At 70.8% G+C, this 18,946-nt stretch carries 16 protein-coding genes; 9 read left to right on the plus strand and 7 right to left on the minus strand.

What is annotated here, in order from left to right; all coding sequences use genetic code 11:
- The first annotated feature begins 6 nt into the window (after positions 1-6).
- Together K1T35_RS18735 and K1T35_RS18740 are read left to right on the plus strand one after the other, a co-directional pair.
- Entirely contained in the window at positions 7-1,512 is a 1,506-nt protein-coding gene (locus tag K1T35_RS18735; protein WP_220261412.1) for a class I adenylate-forming enzyme family protein, read from the plus strand.
- 61 nt (positions 1,513-1,573) lie between these two features.
- Positions 1,574-2,200, plus strand: coding sequence for a TetR/AcrR family transcriptional regulator (locus tag K1T35_RS18740; RefSeq protein WP_220261413.1), 627 nt, complete (start codon positions 1,574-1,576; stop codon positions 2,198-2,200).
- Positions 2,201-2,228: 28 nt separating this feature from the next.
- On the opposite strand, the gene K1T35_RS18745 is transcribed toward K1T35_RS18740, so the two are convergent.
- Positions 2,229-3,335: a HAMP domain-containing sensor histidine kinase gene (locus K1T35_RS18745; protein WP_220261414.1), complete on the minus strand. Its 1,107-nt coding sequence runs from the start codon at positions 3,333-3,335 to the stop codon at positions 2,229-2,231.
- Positions 3,336-3,346: 11 nt separating this feature from the next.
- Positions 3,347-4,024 (minus strand): VanSc-type vancomycin resistance response regulator transcription factor VanR, encoded by a 678-nt coding sequence (vanR-Sc, locus tag K1T35_RS18750; protein ID WP_220261415.1) that lies wholly within the window; start codon positions 4,022-4,024, stop codon positions 3,347-3,349.
- 89 nt (positions 4,025-4,113) lie between these two features.
- On the opposite strand from vanR-Sc, the gene K1T35_RS18755 reads away from it, so the two are divergent.
- Genes K1T35_RS18755 through K1T35_RS18770 form a run of 4 tightly spaced genes read left to right on the plus strand, consistent with a single transcriptional unit; the run spans position 4,114 to position 8,640 of the window.
- Positions 4,114-4,524 carry a hypothetical protein gene (locus tag K1T35_RS18755; RefSeq protein WP_220261416.1) on the plus strand — a complete coding sequence of 137 codons (411 nt, stop codon included), beginning with the start codon at positions 4,114-4,116 and terminating at the stop codon, positions 4,522-4,524.
- A complete protein-coding gene (locus K1T35_RS48960) occupies positions 4,521-5,468 on the plus strand; it encodes a M15 family metallopeptidase (RefSeq protein ID WP_255622200.1) in 948 nt (315 codons plus the stop codon). Before K1T35_RS18755 ends, K1T35_RS48960 begins: the two co-directional genes overlap by 4 nt.
- Before the next feature lie 5 nt (positions 5,469-5,473).
- On the plus strand, positions 5,474-6,178 hold the full coding sequence (locus tag K1T35_RS18765; protein WP_220262697.1) for an ABC transporter ATP-binding protein: 705 nt from the start codon (positions 5,474-5,476) through the stop codon (positions 6,176-6,178).
- Positions 6,178-8,640 carry an FtsX-like permease family protein gene (locus K1T35_RS18770; RefSeq protein WP_220261417.1) on the plus strand — a complete coding sequence of 821 codons (2,463 nt, stop codon included), beginning with the start codon at positions 6,178-6,180 and terminating at the stop codon, positions 8,638-8,640. Before K1T35_RS18765 ends, K1T35_RS18770 begins: the two co-directional genes overlap by 1 nt.
- A 102-nt stretch (positions 8,641-8,742) precedes the next feature.
- On the opposite strand, the gene K1T35_RS18775 is transcribed toward K1T35_RS18770, so the two are convergent.
- Positions 8,743-10,353, minus strand: coding sequence for an MFS transporter (locus K1T35_RS18775; protein ID WP_220261418.1), 1,611 nt, complete (start codon positions 10,351-10,353; stop codon positions 8,743-8,745).
- Positions 10,354-11,272: 919 nt separating this feature from the next.
- A complete protein-coding gene (locus K1T35_RS18780; protein WP_255622204.1) occupies positions 11,273-11,725 on the minus strand; it encodes a hypothetical protein in 453 nt (150 codons plus the stop codon).
- 164 nt (positions 11,726-11,889) lie between these two features.
- Between K1T35_RS18780 and serA the strand changes: the two genes are divergently transcribed.
- Positions 11,890-13,080, plus strand: coding sequence for a phosphoglycerate dehydrogenase (gene serA / locus K1T35_RS18785; RefSeq protein WP_370645512.1), 1,191 nt, complete (start codon positions 11,890-11,892; stop codon positions 13,078-13,080).
- A gap of 42 nt (positions 13,081-13,122) precedes the next feature.
- Here the strand turns inward: serA and K1T35_RS18790 are convergent, their stop codons facing one another.
- A complete protein-coding gene (locus tag K1T35_RS18790; RefSeq protein ID WP_220261420.1) occupies positions 13,123-14,970 on the minus strand; it encodes an ABC transporter ATP-binding protein in 1,848 nt (615 codons plus the stop codon).
- A 35-nt stretch (positions 14,971-15,005) separates the two neighbouring features.
- On the opposite strand from K1T35_RS18790, the gene K1T35_RS18795 reads away from it, so the two are divergent.
- Positions 15,006-15,422 carry a MarR family winged helix-turn-helix transcriptional regulator gene (locus K1T35_RS18795; protein ID WP_220261421.1) on the plus strand — a complete coding sequence of 139 codons (417 nt, stop codon included), beginning with the start codon at positions 15,006-15,008 and terminating at the stop codon, positions 15,420-15,422.
- Positions 15,423-15,500: 78 nt separating this feature from the next.
- On the opposite strand, the gene K1T35_RS18800 is transcribed toward K1T35_RS18795, so the two are convergent.
- Entirely contained in the window at positions 15,501-16,517 is a 1,017-nt protein-coding gene (locus K1T35_RS18800; RefSeq protein WP_220261422.1) for an SDR family NAD(P)-dependent oxidoreductase, read from the minus strand.
- Between the two features lie 73 nt (positions 16,518-16,590).
- On the opposite strand from K1T35_RS18800, the gene K1T35_RS18805 reads away from it, so the two are divergent.
- The gene (locus K1T35_RS18805) at positions 16,591-17,529 is read left to right on the plus strand and encodes an AraC family transcriptional regulator (RefSeq protein WP_255622209.1); all 939 of its coding nucleotides are present in this window, start codon (positions 16,591-16,593) and stop codon (positions 17,527-17,529) included.
- Between the two features lie 19 nt (positions 17,530-17,548).
- On the opposite strand, the gene K1T35_RS18810 is transcribed toward K1T35_RS18805, so the two are convergent.
- Positions 17,549-18,943, minus strand: a complete 1,395-nt coding sequence (locus tag K1T35_RS18810) for an FAD-binding oxidoreductase (RefSeq protein WP_220261424.1) — start codon at positions 18,941-18,943, stop codon at positions 17,549-17,551.
- Positions 18,944-18,946 lie beyond the last annotated feature (3 nt).

The following is an 18,946-nucleotide window of genomic DNA, read 5'->3' on the forward strand; positions in this document are numbered from 1 at the left end:
CCTGCCATGCGGGAATTGGTGACGGAGCTCGAGGAGCGCGCCGCTCGGGAGCCTGCGGCGATCGTGGCGATCGACATCGAGGGGGCCCACACCCTCGAGGCGATGCTGCGGGCCGGGGAGGCGCTCGCCGACACCCTGGAGAAGATCGTGGGCCGCGGGCCGACGGTCCTGTTCCAGGCCGACAACACCTGGCGGACCGTCGCGACGGCGATCGCCGTCGGGCGGCTCGACGGGACGCTTGCCCTGATCAGCAGGCACGCGACGAGCGCGGAGTTCGCCGCCGCTCTCGACGAGATCGGTCCCGACGCCGTGATCGGGTCGGCTGAGCGGATGCGGGCGTGGCGGGTCGCGGAGCGGTTGCCCGAGGTCGACGGCGACATCCTCGAGGGCTGGGTGTGGGCCGGGAAGCCGGGACGGCAGGCCGCCCGGTGGCGCGGCGGCGTCGTCATCGGGCTCACGTCCGGGTCGACGGGGCGGGCCAAGGGCGTGGTGCAGTCCGAGTCCGCGCTGCGGTACGCGGCCCGCTGCACGATCGACGCCGTCGGGCTCGCCGCGGGTGACGCGGTGGCGGCCCTGGTCCCGATGTCCTCGTCGGCCGCGTTCTGCTTCGGGCTCTACCTGCCGCTGCACCTCGGCGGTCCGATCGTCTTCTCCGATCAGTGGGATCCCGCGCAGGCCGTGCTCCTGATGGCCCACCACGCGGTGCGATGGACGATGTGCGTGCCGACGATGGCCCTCCAGCTCGCGGCGGCCGCACCCGAGCCCGAGCTCCTCGCCGGGGTCCGGGCGATGACGGTCGGCGGCGGGCCCATGGACGCCGGCGCACTCGCCAGGGCCGAACACCGGCTGGGCACGCGGATCCTGCGGGTGTTCGGCATGTCGGAGTGCCTCGGGCACACCACTCCCGCCGTCGACGATCCGCAGGAGATCCGCCTCGGAACCGACGGCCGCCCGTTCCCCGGCACCGAGCTGCGGGCCGTCGACGAGTACGGCCTGCCGGTACCGGATGGCCGGTCCGGCCGCGCACAGGTCCGCGGGCCGTCGCTGTTCCTGGGATACGCCCGCGAAGGCGCCGTCGCACCGCCGGAACTGACGCCCGACGGCTTCTTCCCGACCGGCGACCTGCTCGCCGTCCTGCCCGACGGCACGGTGACGATCCGCGGCCGCGAGAAGGACATCATCATCCGGGGCGGCCGCAACATCGACATCGCCGAGGTCGAGGGCGCCATGGCCAGCCATCCCGCCGTGGAGCAGGCCTGCGTCGTGCCAGTGCCCGACGACCTGCTCGGAGAACGCGTCGCGGTCCTCGTCGTGACGGAGCTCGAGCCGTTCGACCTCGAGACCGTGCAGCGCCACCTCGCCGATCGCGGGCTGAGCAAGGGCAAGTGGCCCGAGTACGTGTGGCGGGTACCCGCCCTTCCGCAGAACCGGGTCGGCAAGCTGTCCCGCGCGGATGCCGCACGCCTCGCCCGCGACCTCAAGGAGCGCGCCTCCGCCCAGCGCGTCGGGTGAACTGACATCAGCTCGACGATAGGCTGTGCGACCCGTGCGTGTTGTCGAGAGGAGTGTTCCGGTGAGCATCGCGGCGCTGACCGAGGCGCAGGACGGGCCGCGATCCAAGCGTGCCGCGATCCTGGCCACGGCCGTCACCAAGTTCGGTGATGTCGGCTATGAGGCGACGAAGTGGTCCGACATCGCCGACGAGGTCGGGATCGGGCAGACCGCGCTCTACCACTACTTCGAGTCCAAGGCGCACTGCCTGCTGACGATCATGCGGCTCGGGCTGCGCAACTCCGAGACGGCCTTCCGGGAGGCGGTGTCCGGCGCCTCCGGTGACCTCGACGCGTTGCGCGCGGCCGTCGGCGCCGCCTACGCGGTCTCGGAGCTCGAGGTCCAGCAGAACCGGATCCTCCAGGCGAACGTCTCCCTGCTCGCGAACCCCCGGGCCTCCGAGCGCGAGGAGGTCGAGCGCATGGCCAGCCGCGACCTGGTGGCACGTATCGAGCGCAACTGGGAGGAGCTCCTCGAACGCGGGATGGCGTCCGGGGAGTTCGCTCGGCGCGACCCGCAGCTGTCGGCGCGCGGCCTGCTGGGGCTGATCGTCAGTGTCTGGCGCTGGTACCGGCCGGGCGGCCCCCTCTCGCTGGATGAGGTTTCGCGGTTCGTCACGGACAGCTGCATGCGCATGGTGCGCGCCTGACGCGCGCGCCGGGGCGGCTGCACGATCGTCAGCCGCCGGTGTGCGGTGGCGCGGCGGGTAATTTCACCGTGACGCGGAGCCCGCCCGCTGCCCGGGGGGCGAGAGTGAGCGTTCCGTCGTGCGCCTGGGCGATGCTGTTGACGATCGCCAGGCCGAGGCCGACTCCCGCGTGGTCGGTGCTGATGCGTTCGGTGCCGCGCAGGAATGGTTCGGTGAGCGTCGAGACCAGCTGTGACGTGAGCTTCTCGCCGGTGTTCTCGACGGTGAGCACCACGATCCGGGGGCGGACGCTGGTATTGACCCATACGGTGCCCTTTGCGGGCAGGTTGTGGACGATCGCGTTGTGCACGAGGTTCGTGGCCAGCTGCAGCAGCAGGGCGTGCGATCCGATGGTGGGAGCGATGTCGCCGCAGGTCTCGATCGTGACGCCGCGCCTCTCCGCGAAGGGGAGGAGCGTTTCGGTGGCTTCTTCCGCGACGAGCGACAGGTCGACGTGTTCTCGGGTGAAGGAGCGTCGGTCGGCGCGGCTGAGCAGGAGGAGCGCCTCGGTGAGGTCGATCGCCCTGGTGTTGACGGCGTGGAGGCGGTCGACGAGATCGCCGGTGTCGTGGTGCGGATCGGTGCGGGCCACGTCGAGCAGTGCCTTCGAGATCGCCAGCGGGGTGCGCAGTTCGTGCGAGGCGTTCGCCGCGAATCTCTGCTGTTCGGCGACGTGGGCTTCGAGCCGCGCGAGCATCGAGTCGAAGGCGTCGGCGAGTTCGCGGAACTCGTCTCCGCGGCCCGGTAGCCGGATCCGGTGGGAGAGCGACCCGTTCGCGGCAACGCGGGTGGCGTAGGTGATGCGGGTCAGCGGGGCGAGCATGCGGCCGGCGAGGATCCACCCTCCCGCGAGACCGAACACCAGCAGGAATGCCATCACCACGACTGCCGCCGGACCGAAGACAGCCGGGCCGAAGGAGCCTCGTTGGAAGACGAGCGGGAGGTTGGAGAGGTCGGGAAAGGAGTAGCTGGTGGGCGTTCCGCGCAGCAGGAACACCCACACCGCCGCGAGCAGCAGGGCACCCGCGAGCATGAGGAACCCGGCATAGCTGAGGGTGAGTTTGAGGCGAACGCTCAACCCGGGCCGCCTGTTCACGGTCTCCTCCCTCACGACCGGGTGCCGGCCGCCGTCTCGATGCGGTAGCCGACCCCGGCCACGGTAGCGATGATCGCGGGTTCGCCGAGGCGTTTGCGCAGTGCCGAGACGGTGATGCGCACGGCGTTGGTGAAGGGGTCGGCGTTCTCGTCCCACGCGCGTTCCAGGAGTTCCTCGGCGCTGACGACACCGCCTTCGGCGGCGACGAGGACTTCGAGCACGGCGAACTGCTTGCGGGTGAGCGGGACGTAGCGGCCGTCGCGGTAGACCTCGCGGCGGAACGGGTCCAGACGCAGGCCGGCGATCTCGCGAACGGGTGGCCTGTTGTGGGCGCGCCTGCGGTCGAGGGCTCTGAGCCGCAGCACGAGCTCCCGGAGGTCGAACGGCTTCGTGAGGTAGTCGTCGGCGCCCAGTCCGAACCCGGAGGCCTTGTCGTCGAGCCGGTCGGCAGCGGTGAGCATGAGGATCGGCATGCCGCTGCCGGAGGCGACGATGCGTTCGGCGACCTCGTCACCGCTGGGTCCGGGGATGTCGCGGTCGAGGACGGCGATGTCGTAGGCGTTGATACTCAGGAGCTCGAGGGCGACGTCACCGTCTCCGGCGATGTCGGCCGCGATGGCCTCGAGGCGCAGCCCATCGCGGATTGCCTCGGCCAGGTAGGGCTCGTCCTCGACGATCAACACACGCACAAGTTCTCGATGCTACGAGGCCGCGCATATCGCCGGCATATCGGAAACCGGATACGTGCTGACAACATCACGGTGCCTTCACTACAGGCATGATCTACCGGGAACCAGCACGAGCAGCAGCCCGATCTCTGGCGTCCTCGGGGCACGGCGCGCCGACGCGACTGCGCACGGCGCCGCCCGGACGGCTGCTGGCCGCCGTCGCCATGGTCGCCCTGATCGGCACGGCCTGCTCGACCGCACCCGCCGCGACCGGCAGCGGCGGCGGCCAGAACAGCCCTGCGGGAGCCACTCCGAGTCCCGCCGAGCTGCAACAGCTGCTGACGGAACGCCGCGAGTCCGCCAAGTGCATGCGCGAGAACGGCGTGGAGGATTTCCCGGACCCCGACGCGAACGGGGCCATCCTGTACTACGGCGACGACCCGGACATGAAGTCCGCGAGCGAGAAGTGCGACACCCGTTCGCCCGAGGAGCGGGAACAGAACCCAGGGAATGGCGGATGACTCGGGCGCCGGCCGGAGTCGCCGAGCGCGTTGCCGCAATCGGCAACGACGATCCGTTCGGCGATCGCTTCCCGACGCAACCCATCGCGGTCGGTCGCTACCAGGCAGGGCCCGTCCGCAACGACCGGCACACGCATGCTCCTGATGGCACGAGCCGGCGCATGTCGCCGGCGTACCGGCAACCGCCTCCGTCCTGGCACGACCACGCCGCATCGACCGGCGGCGCGTCCCACCGCGGACCAGTACGAAAAGCCGCCGGCCCGACCCGGTTGACGGTCCTCATCGTCATGGCGGTGGCCATCGCCGCTGTGACCGGAACGTTCGGTTACCAGACATTGATGTCCTCGTCTCCCTGGGGGGCGTCCGATGCCCCCGCGCGATCCGCTCCCGCAAGTAAGGCACCATCGCCGGACCGGCAGCCAGATGACGTTCCTGGGCGTCCCCCTCCACCAGGCAGCGGCGATTGGCACGGTGACCGCGGTGGTGCACTCGGCGAGGCCGACGGTGCCGTCCCCGACGGCCTGACGGTCTTCGACGACGACGTTCCGGCCGTGGCCAACCTCGATGCGGGTCTGCTCAAGGCCCTCCGTCAGGCGGCGACGGACGCTGAGGACGACCGGGTCGAGTTCGTCGTCAACAGCGGCTGGCGTTCCCCGGCGTATCAGGAACACCTACTCGACGAGGCGATCTCGAAGTACGGCTCGAAGAAGGAAGCCGCCCGATGGGTGGCCACCGCGGACACCTCGGCTCACGTGTCGGGGGAGGCGGTCGACATCGGGCCCACCGGCGCCGCGGTGTGGCTGTCCGAGCACGGCGCCGACTACGGGCTGTGCCAGATCTACCGCAACGAGCCGTGGCACTTCGAACTGCGCCCCGACGCCGTCGATCGCGGTTGTCCGCGCATGTACCCCGACCCCACGCACGATCCGAGGATGCAGCAGTGACCAGAATGCTCGGCAACCCCCCGCCGGCGACCCAACCGAGCTTGGCGGCCAGCGCGCGGGGCCTGACGAAGATCTATGGCCGGGGCGACACCGCGGTGCATGCCTTGCGTGGGGTCGATCTGGATCTGCCTCGGGGGCGGTTCACCGCGATCATGGGGCCGAGCGGGTCGGGCAAGTCCACGTTGATGCACTGCCTGGCCGGGCTGGACCAGGCCAGCGGCGGAACAGTCACCGTGGCGGGCACCGACCTCGGGTCACTCGACGACGACGCCCTCACGATCTTCCGCCGCGAGCACGTCGGCTTTGTGTTCCAGTCGTTCAACTTGTTGCCGATGCTCACCGCGGAGCAGAACATCCTGCTCCCGCTGGAGCTGGGCGGTGCGCGGATCGACGACGCGACCCGGGAACGCGCACGCACCCTGGCCGAGACCCTGGGCGTGGCCGACCGGCTCGGTCACCGACCCGCGGAGCTGTCCGGCGGCCAGCAGCAACGGGTCGCGATCGCCCGGGCGCTGATCACGAGCCCGGACCTGCTGTTCGCCGACGAGCCCACTGGGAACCTGGACTCCACCACCTCGGCCGAGGTGCTGGAGCACCTGCGCCGCTCGGTGCGCGAGCTCGGCCAGACCGTGGTGATGGTCACCCACGACCGGGACGCCGCGACCTACGCCGACGACGTGGTCAGCATGCAGGACGGGTTGATCGCCTGATGCGCACGGTCTTCCTCGCCTCGCTGCGTATCCACGTCCGCCGGTATGTGGCGGCGGTGATCGCGGTGACCGTGTCGGTGGCCTTCGTCGTCGTGATCGGTGTGCTCACTTCCGGGGCCCGGGCGGGGTTCATGGAGAACTCCGGGGCGCCCTACCGCGGTGCCGACTACGTGGTCGACGCCCCCGAGGACGGACCCGATCCGGGACCGCCGTGTTGCCCCGACACCCTGGACCTGTCGGACGCGATCGCGCTCATCGACCGCCTCGGCGACAACGCATCCGGGCTCGGCCGGGTCGACCTGCCGGCGCACCGAGAAGGCGGCGCCCCGCTCGGCTCGGGCCAGTTCCGGGGCAAGACGACCGTGGGACCGATCGCCGCGTCGGAGGAGCTGCGCTGGCAGAAGCTCGTCTCCGGTCGCTTCCCGGCACGGATGGGCGAGGCGGTGATGCATGTGTGGGACGCCCAGGCCCAGGAGGTCGCGGTCGGCGACCGGATCCGGGTCGGCGAGGGCCCCACCGCAACCGACCTGGAAGTGGTCGGCCTCGTGGTGTCCCCCACCACGTGGACCCAGGCCTCGATGTACGTCACCTGGCCGCAGTACCTGCAGTGGCGCGACCAACCCACCTTCCACGTGGGCAGCGTGGCGGTGCGCGGGGAAGTGGGTCCGGTCCCGGACCGGATGAGGGTGTGGTCGGGGGACGAGTACGTCAGGGACGGCCTGGCCAGGCTCAACAACGACACCGACATGATCACGTTGATGCTGCTGCTGTTCGCCGGCGTCGCGCTGGTGGTCTCGGTTCTGGTCGTGGCGAACACGTTCTCGATCCTGTTGGCGGGGCGCCTGCGGGATTTCGCGCTGCTGCGTTGCGTCGGCGCGACGCGGGGGCAGGTCCTGGGTTCGGTCCGTCGGGAGGCGGCCGCCGTCGGCGTACTCGCCTCGCTGGCCGGGACGCTGCTCGGCATCGGGCTCGGCTACGGCCTGCTCCCGTTGATCAACACCCTGGCCCTGACCACCCCGTTGGCTGCCCCGGCACTACCGGTGCCGTGGCTGGTGGGCGGGTTCGCCGTCGGCGTGCTGGTCACCATGCTGGCGTCCTGGTTGCCGACCCGGCACGTGGTCGCGGTGAGCCCGCTGGCGGCGCTGCGCCCGCAGGCCGCCCTCGATGGGCGCACCGCCACCGGCCGGGCCCGGCTGGTGTTCGCTGCGCTGCTCCTGCTCGCCGGGCCGGCGCTGCTCGCGGTGGCGATGCTCGGGGACAGCACGCTGTTCATGGTGGCCGGTGGGGCGTCGGTGTTCGCCGGGGTGCTGTTGGTGGGGCCGGTGCTGGTGCCCCGCCTGGTCCGGATCGTCGGGGTGCTGCTGGGCGCACGGGGGAGACTCGCGACCGAGAACGCCGTGCGCAACCCGCGCCGGACGGCTGCCACCACCGCCGCCTTGCTGGTCGGGGTCACCCTGACCACCGCGGTGCTCACCGGGATGGCCACCTGGCGGGCGGGGATGGACGAGGTCCGGGTCCGGCACAACCCCATCGACGCCGCGCTCACCTCGCTCGACGAGCCGGTCGGCACCGACCTCCTCGACCAGGTTCGTCGTACCCCCGGTGTCGAGCAGGCCATCGCGGTGGACGGCGCGGTGGCCCAGGTGTCCGGGTTCGACGATCCGCTGCCGGTCCTGACCGCGCCGGGCGCGGCGGGGGTGGCCCGCGACGGCGGGAGTTTCGCCCAGGGGGTGGACTCGGGGACGATCAGGATCGATCTGGGTGCCTTCGTGGACCCGAGCATCAAGCCGGGGGATCAGGTCACGGTGCGGGTCGGGGACCGTCAGGTCCAGTTGAAGGTCATCTCCCTCTCCGGCTGGGGCCGGGCCGGGCTGGTCGCGCCGGAGACCTTGGCACAGCTCACCGACGCGCCCGAACCGCGTGTCATCTGGGTCCGCGCCGCCGCCGACGCCGACCCGTTGACGCTCGTCGACGACCTGGACGGGCTGGCGGACGCGGCCGGGATTCAGCTGGAGGACCAGCTACAGGCCCAGGCGGCGGCGAACCGGGAGCGGGACCTCCTCGCCGGGGCGGCGATCGGGCTGCTGGGTGTCTCGGTGGCGATCGCGTTGATCGGGATCGCGAACACCATGGGGTTGTCGGTGCTGGAACGGGCCCGTGAGCATGCGCTGCTGCGTGCGCTCGGGCTCACGCGTGGGCAGTTGCGGCGAATGCTGGCGGCCGAGGCGGTGTTGCTGTCGGCGGTGGCGGCCCTGCTCGGCACCGTGATCGGAGTCGGGTTCGCCTGGGTCGGTTATGAGACGTTCGTGAAGCGGGCCCTGACCCATGCCACCATGCAGGTTCCGTGGCCGTCGCTGGGCGCGGTCGTCCTCGTCGCCGCCCTTGCCGGGCTCCTCGCCGCGGTTGTCCCGGCACGGCGGGCCGCCCGGGTGACCCCGGCCGCGGGGCTGTCCCTCGACTGAACCTTCGTCAACCGCTCGACCAGCGGCCGACGAAGCCCGCCATGCGCGGCATCGTGCACGGGACTCGTCCATGCTCGGGGGCATGGACGAGTCCCATCCTTCCTAGTTGTCCCGGTGGGCAGGGAAGAGGTGCGCGCCTTCTGGCTCCTCGATGGTCAGGGCGTTGGCGCGTTCCTCCCGTTCCCGATCGGTGCCGGTGAGCCGACCGGTGTGCTGGCGCAGGTGCTCCTCCCAGGTCGGGTACAGCGCGACCAGGACGAACGTCGACGGCTCAGCTCCGTCGCGATACAGCGAGCAGCTCGTCGCGCCCGTGCGAAGGCGGCCCAGCCGTACCAGCTCCATCGCGTCGAGGAACTCCGCTTCGTGTTCCCGGGACACGACGTAGCGCACGGTGACCAGGACGGGGCCTTCGTGCGGGTCCGGTTCGTAGGCGAGTTCTGGTTCGGGCCAGTAGACGGCCGAAGTGCGGTCCCAGTCCGCGACGTCGGGTAGCGGCCAGATCCGCACCGTCGCCGCCCCTGCCGCCATGACCACGGCGGCGGCGACGAAGGTCGGCACCAGCCCGAACCACTGGGCGACGACCCCCCACAGCAGTGAGCCGAACGCCTGTGACGCGGCGAAGGCGACGTTGAACATCGACAGGCCGCGGGCGCGCACCCAGCCGGGCAGGAACACCTGCAGCGCCCCGGTGATGCCCATCAGGACGGCCAGCCATGCCATGCCGGCCGGCACGAGCAGTGCCGCCAGTACGAGCAGGTTGGTCACCGTGACGCAGGCCAGCAGTGACGCGGCGAAGAGACCTCCGGACACCACGAGCAGCTGGTTGGGCGACAGTCGCCCGCCGACCTGCGGCAGGACGGCTGCGCCGAGGACGGCGCCGGCACCGAGGGTGCCCAGCAGCAGGCCGTAGCCGGTGGAACCGGTGTGGAGCAGGTCGGCGGCCACCACGGGAAGCAACGCCCAGATCGCGGCACCGGGTAGTACGAACAGCACGACCCGCAGCAGCATCCGCCGCACGGCGGGCGAGTTGCGCACGTAGCGCCCGCCGGCGCGCAGCGCGCTGGCGAATCGCTCCGGCGGCAGCCCGACGTCGGGTGGTGGCCGGCGGGTGACCGCCAGGCCCAGCACGAACGCCAGCGCGGCCACGGCGGTGACCGCGAAGACGACGCTCGGGCCGACCTGCGCGAGCAGCGCGCCGGCCAGCGCGGGACCGACCGCGCGCGCTCCGTTGACCGCGACCCCGCCGAGCGAGGCGACCGCGCGGACCTGGTCGCGCGGCACCAGTTCCTGCACGACCACCTGATAGGCCGGCAGCGTCGCGGCCAGGCAGGAGCCGAGCAGGAAGGTGAAGGTCAGCAGCAGCGCGGGCGGCATCAGGTCGAGCGCGGTGAGGATGCTGAGGCCGGCGCCGACCGCCAGCTGGAACAGCTGCACCGTGATCAGGAGCCGACGCCGGTCCATGATGTCGGCCAGCGCGCCGGCCGGCAGGGCGAACAGCAGCATCGGCAACGTCGTGGCCACCTGGACGAGGGCGACCAGCGCCGCCGAGTCCGGGGTCCCGACCAGGATCCACTGCGCGCCCACGGTCTGCATCCAGACGCCGAGCATGCTGCCGAGCTGGGCGAACCAGAGCACCCGGAACGAACCGATCCGCAGCGGCGCCCACACCGATTGCGCAGACGCATGGTCCGCGCGCGTTACCCGGTCGGTCACGGATGACGCCCGTTCGCGGCAGCGGGGGAGTTCGACGGAGGTCGCCGACCGCGGACGACCACGCCCATGGCACCCATGGAGCGGACTCTACGTTCGCCGCTCTCGTCGCACCGGGCCGACCACTCCGACCGCGGCCCGGTCTATCGGCCGAAATAGTGGACGAGGACGATCGCTCCGAAGATCACCAGGGTCCAGAGCAATATCATGCCTGTCATCGTGAGTGCATATCCCCAAGCGACTGGCATCTCCGACCATGACCACATCATCGTGCGTCACTCCTCACTGGATTCGAATTCGTCGGGCGATCGACTGCCCGGCCGCGTGGGGTTTCCTGGTCGTGCACCGGGGGAGCACGGGACCTTCCGCGTCGTCCTTCACCGCCATAACGACCAGGGCGGCGGGTCGTCACGGTGGGTAGCTTGATCATTACGGGGAGAGAGGTTCGCTGCGTCGGGCAGTGTTGGTCAGCCCGAGGGTGAAGGCTCAGTGCCCTCGCTGGATCTTGCGGGAGTCCCGCAGGTGGGATGCGTGCCCGCTTCGCGTCGAAGGCAACCGAGACCCGGCCAGTGCGGCGATCAAGGGGCTGTTCGCCGCGATCGAAGATCACCTAGTGGGGTGACCGCATTCGCTCGCCGGGGTCTGGTCGGGCCGGGTGTGGACCTGGGGCATGCAGCGCGGGCTGGCCAGGGGCCTGCCCCTCAGGGCGCGCGGCGCCACCGGAGGCGGTTCAGGCGGGCATGATCGAGGCTTCGGCGCGTTCTCGGGCGAAAATGACCCGGGAACGCGCCGAACTGCTGATCAAGCTGCCCATTCTGGGGGTAATGCGGCGATCAAGGCGAAATGGTCGCTAGATGATCTCCGATCACGACCATTAGCCCTTGATCGCCCCGGTGATCTGCCGGTATCGGGTGCGGATGGGTCAGCTCAGCTGTTCGGCCACCCGCGCGAGGCCATCCCTGATCATCTGCCCGTAGTCGTCGTCGCCCAGTGCGTCGATCGTGGCCTGCGCCTGCTGGAGGTGCTCACGAGCACGGTCGAGGTCGCCCAGCTTCCGATGGCACTCGCTCAAGTTCAGGTGCAATGACGGGTACAAGCCGCCTGCCGGAAGCGGCACCCCGGCCTGCGCCACGCGCTCGTCGGTGATCAGGTCGGCGGCCGCCAGCGCTCGCTGGTCCCAGACCAGCTCCTCGCGCACGTCGTCCTGCACATCGGCCATCGCGTGCGCGAGCGTGCACCGGTGCAGGGGATCCCCCTGCTCGCCGCCGATCTCGTCCCAGATCTCTGCGAAGAGGAGACGAGCGGCCTCTCGCTCGCCCTGGTGGCTCAGCTGCACCGCCTGGCCGATCCGGATGAGCGTCGGATCCGTGATCACCGTTGGTCCTCCCCGGTTTCCTCCCAGGACAGCGACCGTAATCGCCGATCCGAGCAGTCGTGCGCCGCGAGTGCCGCCCCCCGATCGGTCGATCGCCGGTGAGGGCTGCACGAGCCGGCTTCCGCCGCGATGCCGTCCACGCCTAGGTTTGTCGGGTGAAGGCGATGCTGCTGGAGAACATCCACCCGGTCGCGGCGGCGGCGTTCCGGCGCGCAGGCTGGGAGGTCGATGTGCGTTCGAGCTCCCTGAGCGAGGACGAGCTCGTCGCCGAGCTGCCGGGGGTGTCGGTGCTCGGGATCCGGTCCAACACCACCGTCACGCCGGCGGTGCTCGACGCCGGTAAGGACCTGCTGGCGGTGGGGTGTTTCTGCATCGGGACCAACCAGGTGCACCTGGAGAGTGCGGCCGAGCGGGGCCTGGCGGTGTTCAACGCGCCGTACTCGAACACCCGCAGTGTCGTCGAGTTGGTGCTGGGGGAGATCGTCGCGCTGGCGCGCCGGCTCACGGAGAAGACCCAGCGGATGCACGAGGGTGTCTGGGACAAGTCGGCGAAGGGCAGCCACGAGGTGCGCGGTCGCACTCTCGGCATCGTCGGCTACGGCAACATCGGCACCCAGCTGTCCAACGTCGCCGAAGCCGTCGGCATGCGGGTGATCTTCTTCGACACCGCCGACCGCCTGGCCCACGGCAACGCGCGTCGGGTCGGGTCGTTGGAGGAGCTGCTGGCCGAGTCGGACGTGGTGACCATCCACGTCGACGGCAGGCCCGGCAACGCAGGGCTCTTCGGGGCCGAGCGGTTCGCGATGATGAAGCCGGGAGCGGTGTTCATCAACGCCTCCCGCGGAATGGTCGTCGACGACGCCGCGCTGCGCGATCACATCCGGTCCGGGCACCTGTCCGGCGCCGCCATCGACGTCTTCCCGCTCGAGCCGAAGGCGCAGGGCGATCCGTTCGACTCGCCGTTGCGCGGCCTCGACAACGTCATCCTCACCCCGCACGTCGGCGGCTCCACGCAGGAGGCGCAGGAGGAGATCGGGCACTTCGTCTCGAACAAGCTGCTGCAGTTCGTCGAGGCGGGGAGCACGGCGCTCTCGGTCAACCTGCCGCAGGTGGCTCCGCCGCATCCCCAGGGCGCGTTCCGGATGGGGTACCTGCACGAGAACCTGCCCGGCGTGCTGGCCGAGATCAACCGGTTGCTCGCCGACGCCGGGGTGAACGTGGTCGGCCAGTCGCTGTCGACCCGTGCTGGACACGGGTACGTCCTGACCGACACCGACGCCGTGCTGTCGGACGTCACCCTGTCCGCGCTGCGCCGGTCGCCCCAGATGGTGTGGTTGCGATCCTGGCAGCTCTGACTCGCACGCGGTGACACCGGAGCCGGGATCCCGCTGCGGTGGTCAGGCGGCCAGGCCGGCGTAGCGACCGTCACGGGCGACGAGGCTGTCGTGGGTGCCCGTCTCGGCGATCCGGCCGTGATCGAGCACGACGATCTGATCGGCGGCCCGCACCGTGGAGAGCCGGTGGGCGATGGTGATCGTCGTCCGGCCGCGGCTGAGCTCGTCGAGGGCGCGTTGCACGGCGCGTTCGGTCCGGGTGTCGAGCGCGCTGGTCGCCTCGTCGAGGACCAGGATCCGAGGGTCGCGCAGCAGGGTCCTGGCGATCGCGATGCGCTGCTTCTCCCCGCCGGAGAAGCGGTGGCCCCGGGAGCCGACGACCGTGTCGTAGCCGTCGGGAAGGCTCGTGATCAGGTCGTGGATCTGCGCGGCCCGCGCTGCCGCCTCGATGTCGGTGTCGGTGGCGTCGGGCCGGGCGTAGCGCAGGTTCTCGCGGATCGTGGTGTGCAGCAGGTAGGTCTCCTGGCTGACGACGCCGACGATGCGCGCGAGGTCGGCCAGGCGCATGTCTCGCAGGTCGATGCCGTCGATGGTGATGCGCCCGGCGTCGGGGTCGTGGAGCCGCGCGATCAGGGCGGCGAGGGTGCTCTTGCCCGAACCGGTCTCACCCACCAGCGCGAGGGTGGAGTTCGCGGGCACGTCCAGCGTGATCCCGTCGATGGCCGCGGCGGCGCTGCCGGGATAGGTGAACCTGACGTTCTCGGCGCGGACGTGTCCCTCGACCCGAGCCGGGTCGATGTCCACCGGTGTGGCCGGGTCGTCGACCTCCACCAATAGGTCGAGGTACTCGAAGATCCGTGCGAACAGCGCGAGCGAGCTGACCAGCGACACCCCGACGTCGAGGAGGCCGACGATCGGCCGGAACAGCCCCGCCTGCAGGGTGGTGAAGGCGACGAGCGTGCCGATCGTCATCGTCGCGGCGGTGACCGGCAGGCCCGCGCTGAGGTAGATGATCGCCGGGATGGCGGCGAAGACGACGGTGGTGGCGGCCATCCGCCAGCGCCCCGCGAGCTGGGCGCGTAGCTCGAGATCGACCAGTCGTTCCGATGAGGCGCTGAACCGCTGGACCAGCGCCGGCCCGGTGCCCAACGTCTTGGTCAACTGCACGCCGCTGATCGACAGCCCTTCCTCGATGACGACGTTCAGGTCGGCCAGCTCGCGTTGCTGGGCCGCGGTGATGGCCCGCCGCATCCGCGCCACGCGACGGGTCAGCCAGATCGACGGCGGCAGCACCAACAGCGAGACCAGCGTCAGCTGCCAGCTCAGGGCGAGCATCGCGACGAGGGTCGCGACGACGGTGGTGAGGTTCGAGGCGAGCGAGGTGGCCGTCGACGTGACGACGGTCTGCATGCCGCCGATGTCGTTGGTGATCCGCGACTGCACCTCACCGGTGCGCGTGCGGGTGAAGAAGGCGATCGACTGGCGCTGCAGGTGGGTGAAGACGTCGGTGCGCAGCCGGTGCATGACCTTCTGACCGACGTTCGTCGAGATCCAGGCCTGGACCACGCCCATGGCCGCGGTCACGGCGGCGACGGCGACCATGCCGATGACCAGCCAAACGAGGAGGGTCAGGTTCTGGTGCGGCAGGGCATCGTCGATGACGGCGCGCAGCAGGAACGGCGAGGCCATCGCGACAACGGACGACATGACGATGATCGCGGTGACCGTCGCGATGGACCAGCGGTGCGGGATGAACAGCCGTGCGATCCGGCGCAGTGAGACGTCGCGTGCCTGCGCCTTGTCCGCGGCGCTCACGGTGTGCCGGGCCGGCCGGCTCAGCTTGTCGGTGGGGATGTCGGGTCCCAAGTCGGGTACGTCCTTCCGTCGAGATTGTTGAGGTTGCCTCAACATGAGGGAACAACGGTACCTGTTGCTAGGGTATTCCGGTGCCCGAGGAGCCGGAGGAGTCGCTGGCCGAGGCGTTCCGTGGGGTGGCGCGGCAGCTGCGGCACCAGACCCAGCGCACGCTCGCACCGTGGGACGTCACCCCGGCGCAGGCTCGCGCGCTCGGGGTGCTCACCCGGCACGGGCCGATGCGACTCGGCGCGCTTTCCGAGCACCTGCGCATCGCCCCGCGCTCCGCGACCGAGGTGGTCGACGCGTTGGAGGAGGCGCGGCTGGTCGAACGCCGCCCCGACCCCGACGACCGTCGCGCCACCCTCGTCGCGCCCACCGGCCGAGGCGAGGAGGTGGCCGCCGGGATCCGAGCCGCGCGAGCCGCCGAGGCAGAGGGCTTCTTCGCCCGCCTCGACGAGGCCGATCGAGCGTCGCTCGCCCGCATCCTGCACGCGCTGCGGAGCTGATCCGCGTTCGCCGCGAGTCGGGGGACATGACGTCCACATTCGGACGATATGTCCCGATCCTGTCGATCAGGTGACTCCTCACCGTTCGAGCAGTCGCTCGCTCAGCTCCCAGAGCCGCCGTGCCGACTCCGGGTCGACGGCGTGCGGCACGACGTCGGACGAGACGACGGGCTCGGCGCCGAAGTTGATGGGCTTCGGGTCCTCGTCCAGCGGCGAGATGTCGTTGTCCTTCAGGTAGACACCGCCGATCTCGGCGAGCAGCGGGCTGGTCGCGGCGAACACGCTGGTGCTGGCCCCCTGTTGCGGCGTCTTCATCTCACGGTCGGGGTCGCGGACCGGCCGGCCCTGTTCGTCGATCAGTCCCATGGCCCGCAGCTCGTCGTCGCTCTGCCACGGTGTCCGCACCTCGCCGTCGACGAGGAAGGGCCCCAGGTTCGTGCCGAGGACGACGCCCGGGTGCACCGCGTAGCCACGGATGCTCTCCGCGGCCCATCGGCGGTCCAGCTCGACGGCGAACAGGACGTTCGCTGTCTTGGACTGGCCGTAGGCGAGCATGCCGTCGTAGCCGGTGGTGAAGTGCGGGTCGTCCCAGCGAATGTCGGACAGGCGGTGGCCACCGGAGGTCAGGTTGACGACGCGGGCGCCGTGCGCGGCGCGCAGCGCCGGCAGCAGGGCGAGGCTCAGCTGGAAGTGGCCGAGGTGGTTGGTCGCGAACTGCGACTCGTAGCCGCGGGCGTCTCGCACCAGTGGGCCGCCCATGATGCCGGCGTTGTTGATCAGGATGTGGAGGGGGCGGCCGGAGTCGAGGTACCGGGCGGCGAAGGCGTTGATCGATGCGGGGTCGAGGAGGTCCAGCCGACCGACCTCGGCGCGCTCGACCCCGGCCAGCGCGGCTGCGGCGCGGTCCGGGTTGCGCGCGGCGACGGTGACGGACGCGCCCGCCCCGCTGAGTGCGCGGGTGGTCTCGAGGCCGAGCCCGATGTGACCTCCGGTGACCACGACGTTCCGGCCGGAGAGGTCGATGCCCTCGAGGATCTCCTCGGCCGTCGATGCCGCGGTGAACCCGGACCCGAGGGGGTGTTGCTTCTGAGTCATGTCTCCACCCTGCGACCGTCCGTCCGTACTTTGAATGATTGACGGTGCGCATTTCTTGCGCGATCGTACGAACGTGGTCGGCGATCAACTGTCCGAGGTTTTCGACTTCGTCGAGGTCCGCGGAGTGCTGTCGGGCGGGATCGCGGTGCGGGGCCCCTGGGTGTCGCGCGCCGTCATCACCGACTCGCTGAAGTTCATCGCGATGGTGTGCGGCCGGGCCCGGCTGGTCACCGACGGCGTCGACGGGCCGATCGAGCTCGAGCCGGGCGACGTCGCCATCCTGAACAACCGGTCGTGGGTGGAGCTGCGGGGCGGCACCGGGGACGGGTTGCCTCGCGAGGTCGTGCCGGAGGAGAACGATCTCTCGACCCGCCTCGTCGGCGCCTCATGGGACCCTGACGACGACGTCGTCGTCGGCGGTCATGTCGACCTCAATCCGGCCGGACGGGCACTGCTGCTGCAGGCGCTCCCACCGCTGGGGCACGTCCGGGCATCGGCTGCTGCGGGGACCAACCTGCGCGGCACCCTCCACCGGCTGTTCCGCGAGGTCACCGAGAACCGCACGGGCTCCTCGTTCGCGATCCGGCAGTACGGACAGCTCCTGCTGCTCGACGTGCTGCGCGCCTACGTCGACCAGTCCGAGCTGCCCCCGGGATGGCTGCGGGCGCTCACCGACGAACGGTTGCGTCCCGCGCTCACCCTCATGCACGCCGAACCCGGCAAACCGTGGCGGTTGGACGAGTTGGCGCGTGCCGCGGCGATGTCGCGGACCTCGTTCGCCGAACGTTTCCGGACCGTGGCGGGCATGCCGCCGCTGACCTACCTCAGCCGCTGGCGGATGCTGCTGGCGCAGCGCGCTCTTCGGCACGGCGATGCCCGCGTCGGGTCGCTGGCGGCCGAGCTGGGCTATGCGTCGGAGAGCGCCTTCAGCACCGCGTTCAAACGGGAGGTGGGGGAGTCACCGCTGCACTACCGGTTCCGGGTACGCGAGGAGCAGCCGTCACCGATGTGATCTGTGCACTGCCGATCGGTCACGGGCGGCGCGTGACGAGATCGGCGAGCTTCGCGAGCCGGGACTCGCGCCCGCCCCTGAGCTCCTTGCGGTCCGCCCAGCCGTAGGCCAGGTACATCGACCGGACACCGAGCCAGCGCAGCGGCTCGAGCTCCCACTTGCGCGAGGCGTGCCCCACCCAGGGGAGCCGGGTGAGCTCGGTGTCGCGCCCGAGCACGAGGTCCCGCAGGGTGCGGCCTGCGAGGTTGGTGGTGGCCACGCCCTGGCCCACGTACCCACCCGCGTACCCCAGTCCGGTGCGGGCGTCGAAGGCGGCGCTGGAGCACCAGTCGCGCGGCACCCCGAGCACACCGCACCATGCGTGCACGACGCGGTGGGCGCGGGTGGCGGGGAACCGGCGGTGCAGGATCTCGACGAGGGAGCGGATCGCCGCCTGCTGGGTGGCTCCGTCGCGGTCGGTGGCCGATCCGAACCGGTAGGGGATGCCCCTTCCACCGATGGCGATGCGGCCGTCCGACGTCCGCTGGCCGTACATGTGGGAGTAGCACTTGTCGCCGAGGGTCTCGCCGCGGTTCCAGCCGATCTCCTCCCATACCGCTTGGGGCAGCGGCTCGGTGACGATCATCGAGCTGTTCATCGGCAGCCAGGTCCGCCGCTCACCGGCCAGGGAGGCGGTGTACCCCTCGGTGGCGCGAAGGATCATCGGTGCGCGCACCACGCCGCGGTCGGTGTGCACCGACCCGCGCTCGATGCGGGTGGCGGTGGTCGACTCGTGGATGCGCACGCCGAGCGACTCGACGACGTCGGCCAGCGCCCGCACGTACCGCGCGGGTTGGATCCGGGCGCAGTGCGGTGTGTAGGCCGCCGCCACGACCTCGGGGATGCGGATGCGGTCCAGTAGCTCGTTCCGCTCGAGGATGCGCGACTCGTGAACCCCCCAGTGGTGGTCCTCCTCGACACCGGCCCGCAGCCGCCGCGCCTGGGCAGGCGTCGACGCGATGCGGATCGTGCCGCCCTTGACGACGTCCGCCGCGATCCCTTCGGAGGCCGCGACGGCGACGAGCTCGTCGACGGCCTCGTTAATCGACCGCTGCTGCGCCCGGACCGCGTCGGCGCCGTGCAGCGTCGCGAACCGGTCACGCGACCCGGCGATCAACCCCGACGCCCAACCGCCGTTGCGCCCTGAGGCGCCGAACCCGGCGAACTCGCGCTCGACCATCGTGATGTCGAGCGAGGGGTCGGCCTTCTTGAGGTAGTACGCCGTCCACAACCCCGTCAGGCCAGCACCGACGATGCACACGTCGGCGGTGCGGTCGCCGGCCAGCGCTGGCCGTGGCGACGGACGGCCACCCAGGGCGTCGAACCAGAACGAGATGTTGCCGTTGACCAGATCTGTGCTCGTCGCAGTGCTCATGGC

The sequence above is a fragment of the Pseudonocardia sp. DSM 110487 genome (genome assembly GCF_019468565.1).
GTDB lineage: Bacteria > Actinomycetota > Actinomycetes > Mycobacteriales > Pseudonocardiaceae > Pseudonocardia.

Coding starts and splice junctions, on each gene's coding strand:
- K1T35_RS18765 (WP_220262697.1), top strand. CDS start 5,474: ATGCTCGGCAACCCCCCGCCGGCGACCCAACCGAGCTTGGCGGCCAGC.
- K1T35_RS18770 (WP_220261417.1), top strand. CDS start 6,178: ATGCGCACGGTCTTCCTCGCCTCGCTGCGTATCCACGTCCGCCGGTAT.
- K1T35_RS48960 (WP_255622200.1), top strand. CDS start 4,521: ATGACTCGGGCGCCGGCCGGAGTCGCCGAGCGCGTTGCCGCAATCGGC.
- K1T35_RS18755 (WP_220261416.1), top strand. CDS start 4,114: ATGATCTACCGGGAACCAGCACGAGCAGCAGCCCGATCTCTGGCGTCC.
- K1T35_RS18800 (WP_220261422.1), bottom strand. CDS start 16,517: ATGACTCAGAAGCAACACCCCCTCGGGTCCGGGTTCACCGCGGCATCG.
- K1T35_RS18790 (WP_220261420.1), bottom strand. CDS start 14,970: ATGTTGAGGCAACCTCAACAATCTCGACGGAAGGACGTACCCGACTTG.
- K1T35_RS18810 (WP_220261424.1), bottom strand. CDS start 18,943: ATGAGCACTGCGACGAGCACAGATCTGGTCAACGGCAACATCTCGTTC.
- serA (WP_370645512.1), top strand. CDS start 11,890: ATGCTGCTGGAGAACATCCACCCGGTCGCGGCGGCGGCGTTCCGGCGC.
- K1T35_RS18735 (WP_220261412.1), top strand. CDS start 7: ATGCGGGAATTGGTGACGGAGCTCGAGGAGCGCGCCGCTCGGGAGCCT.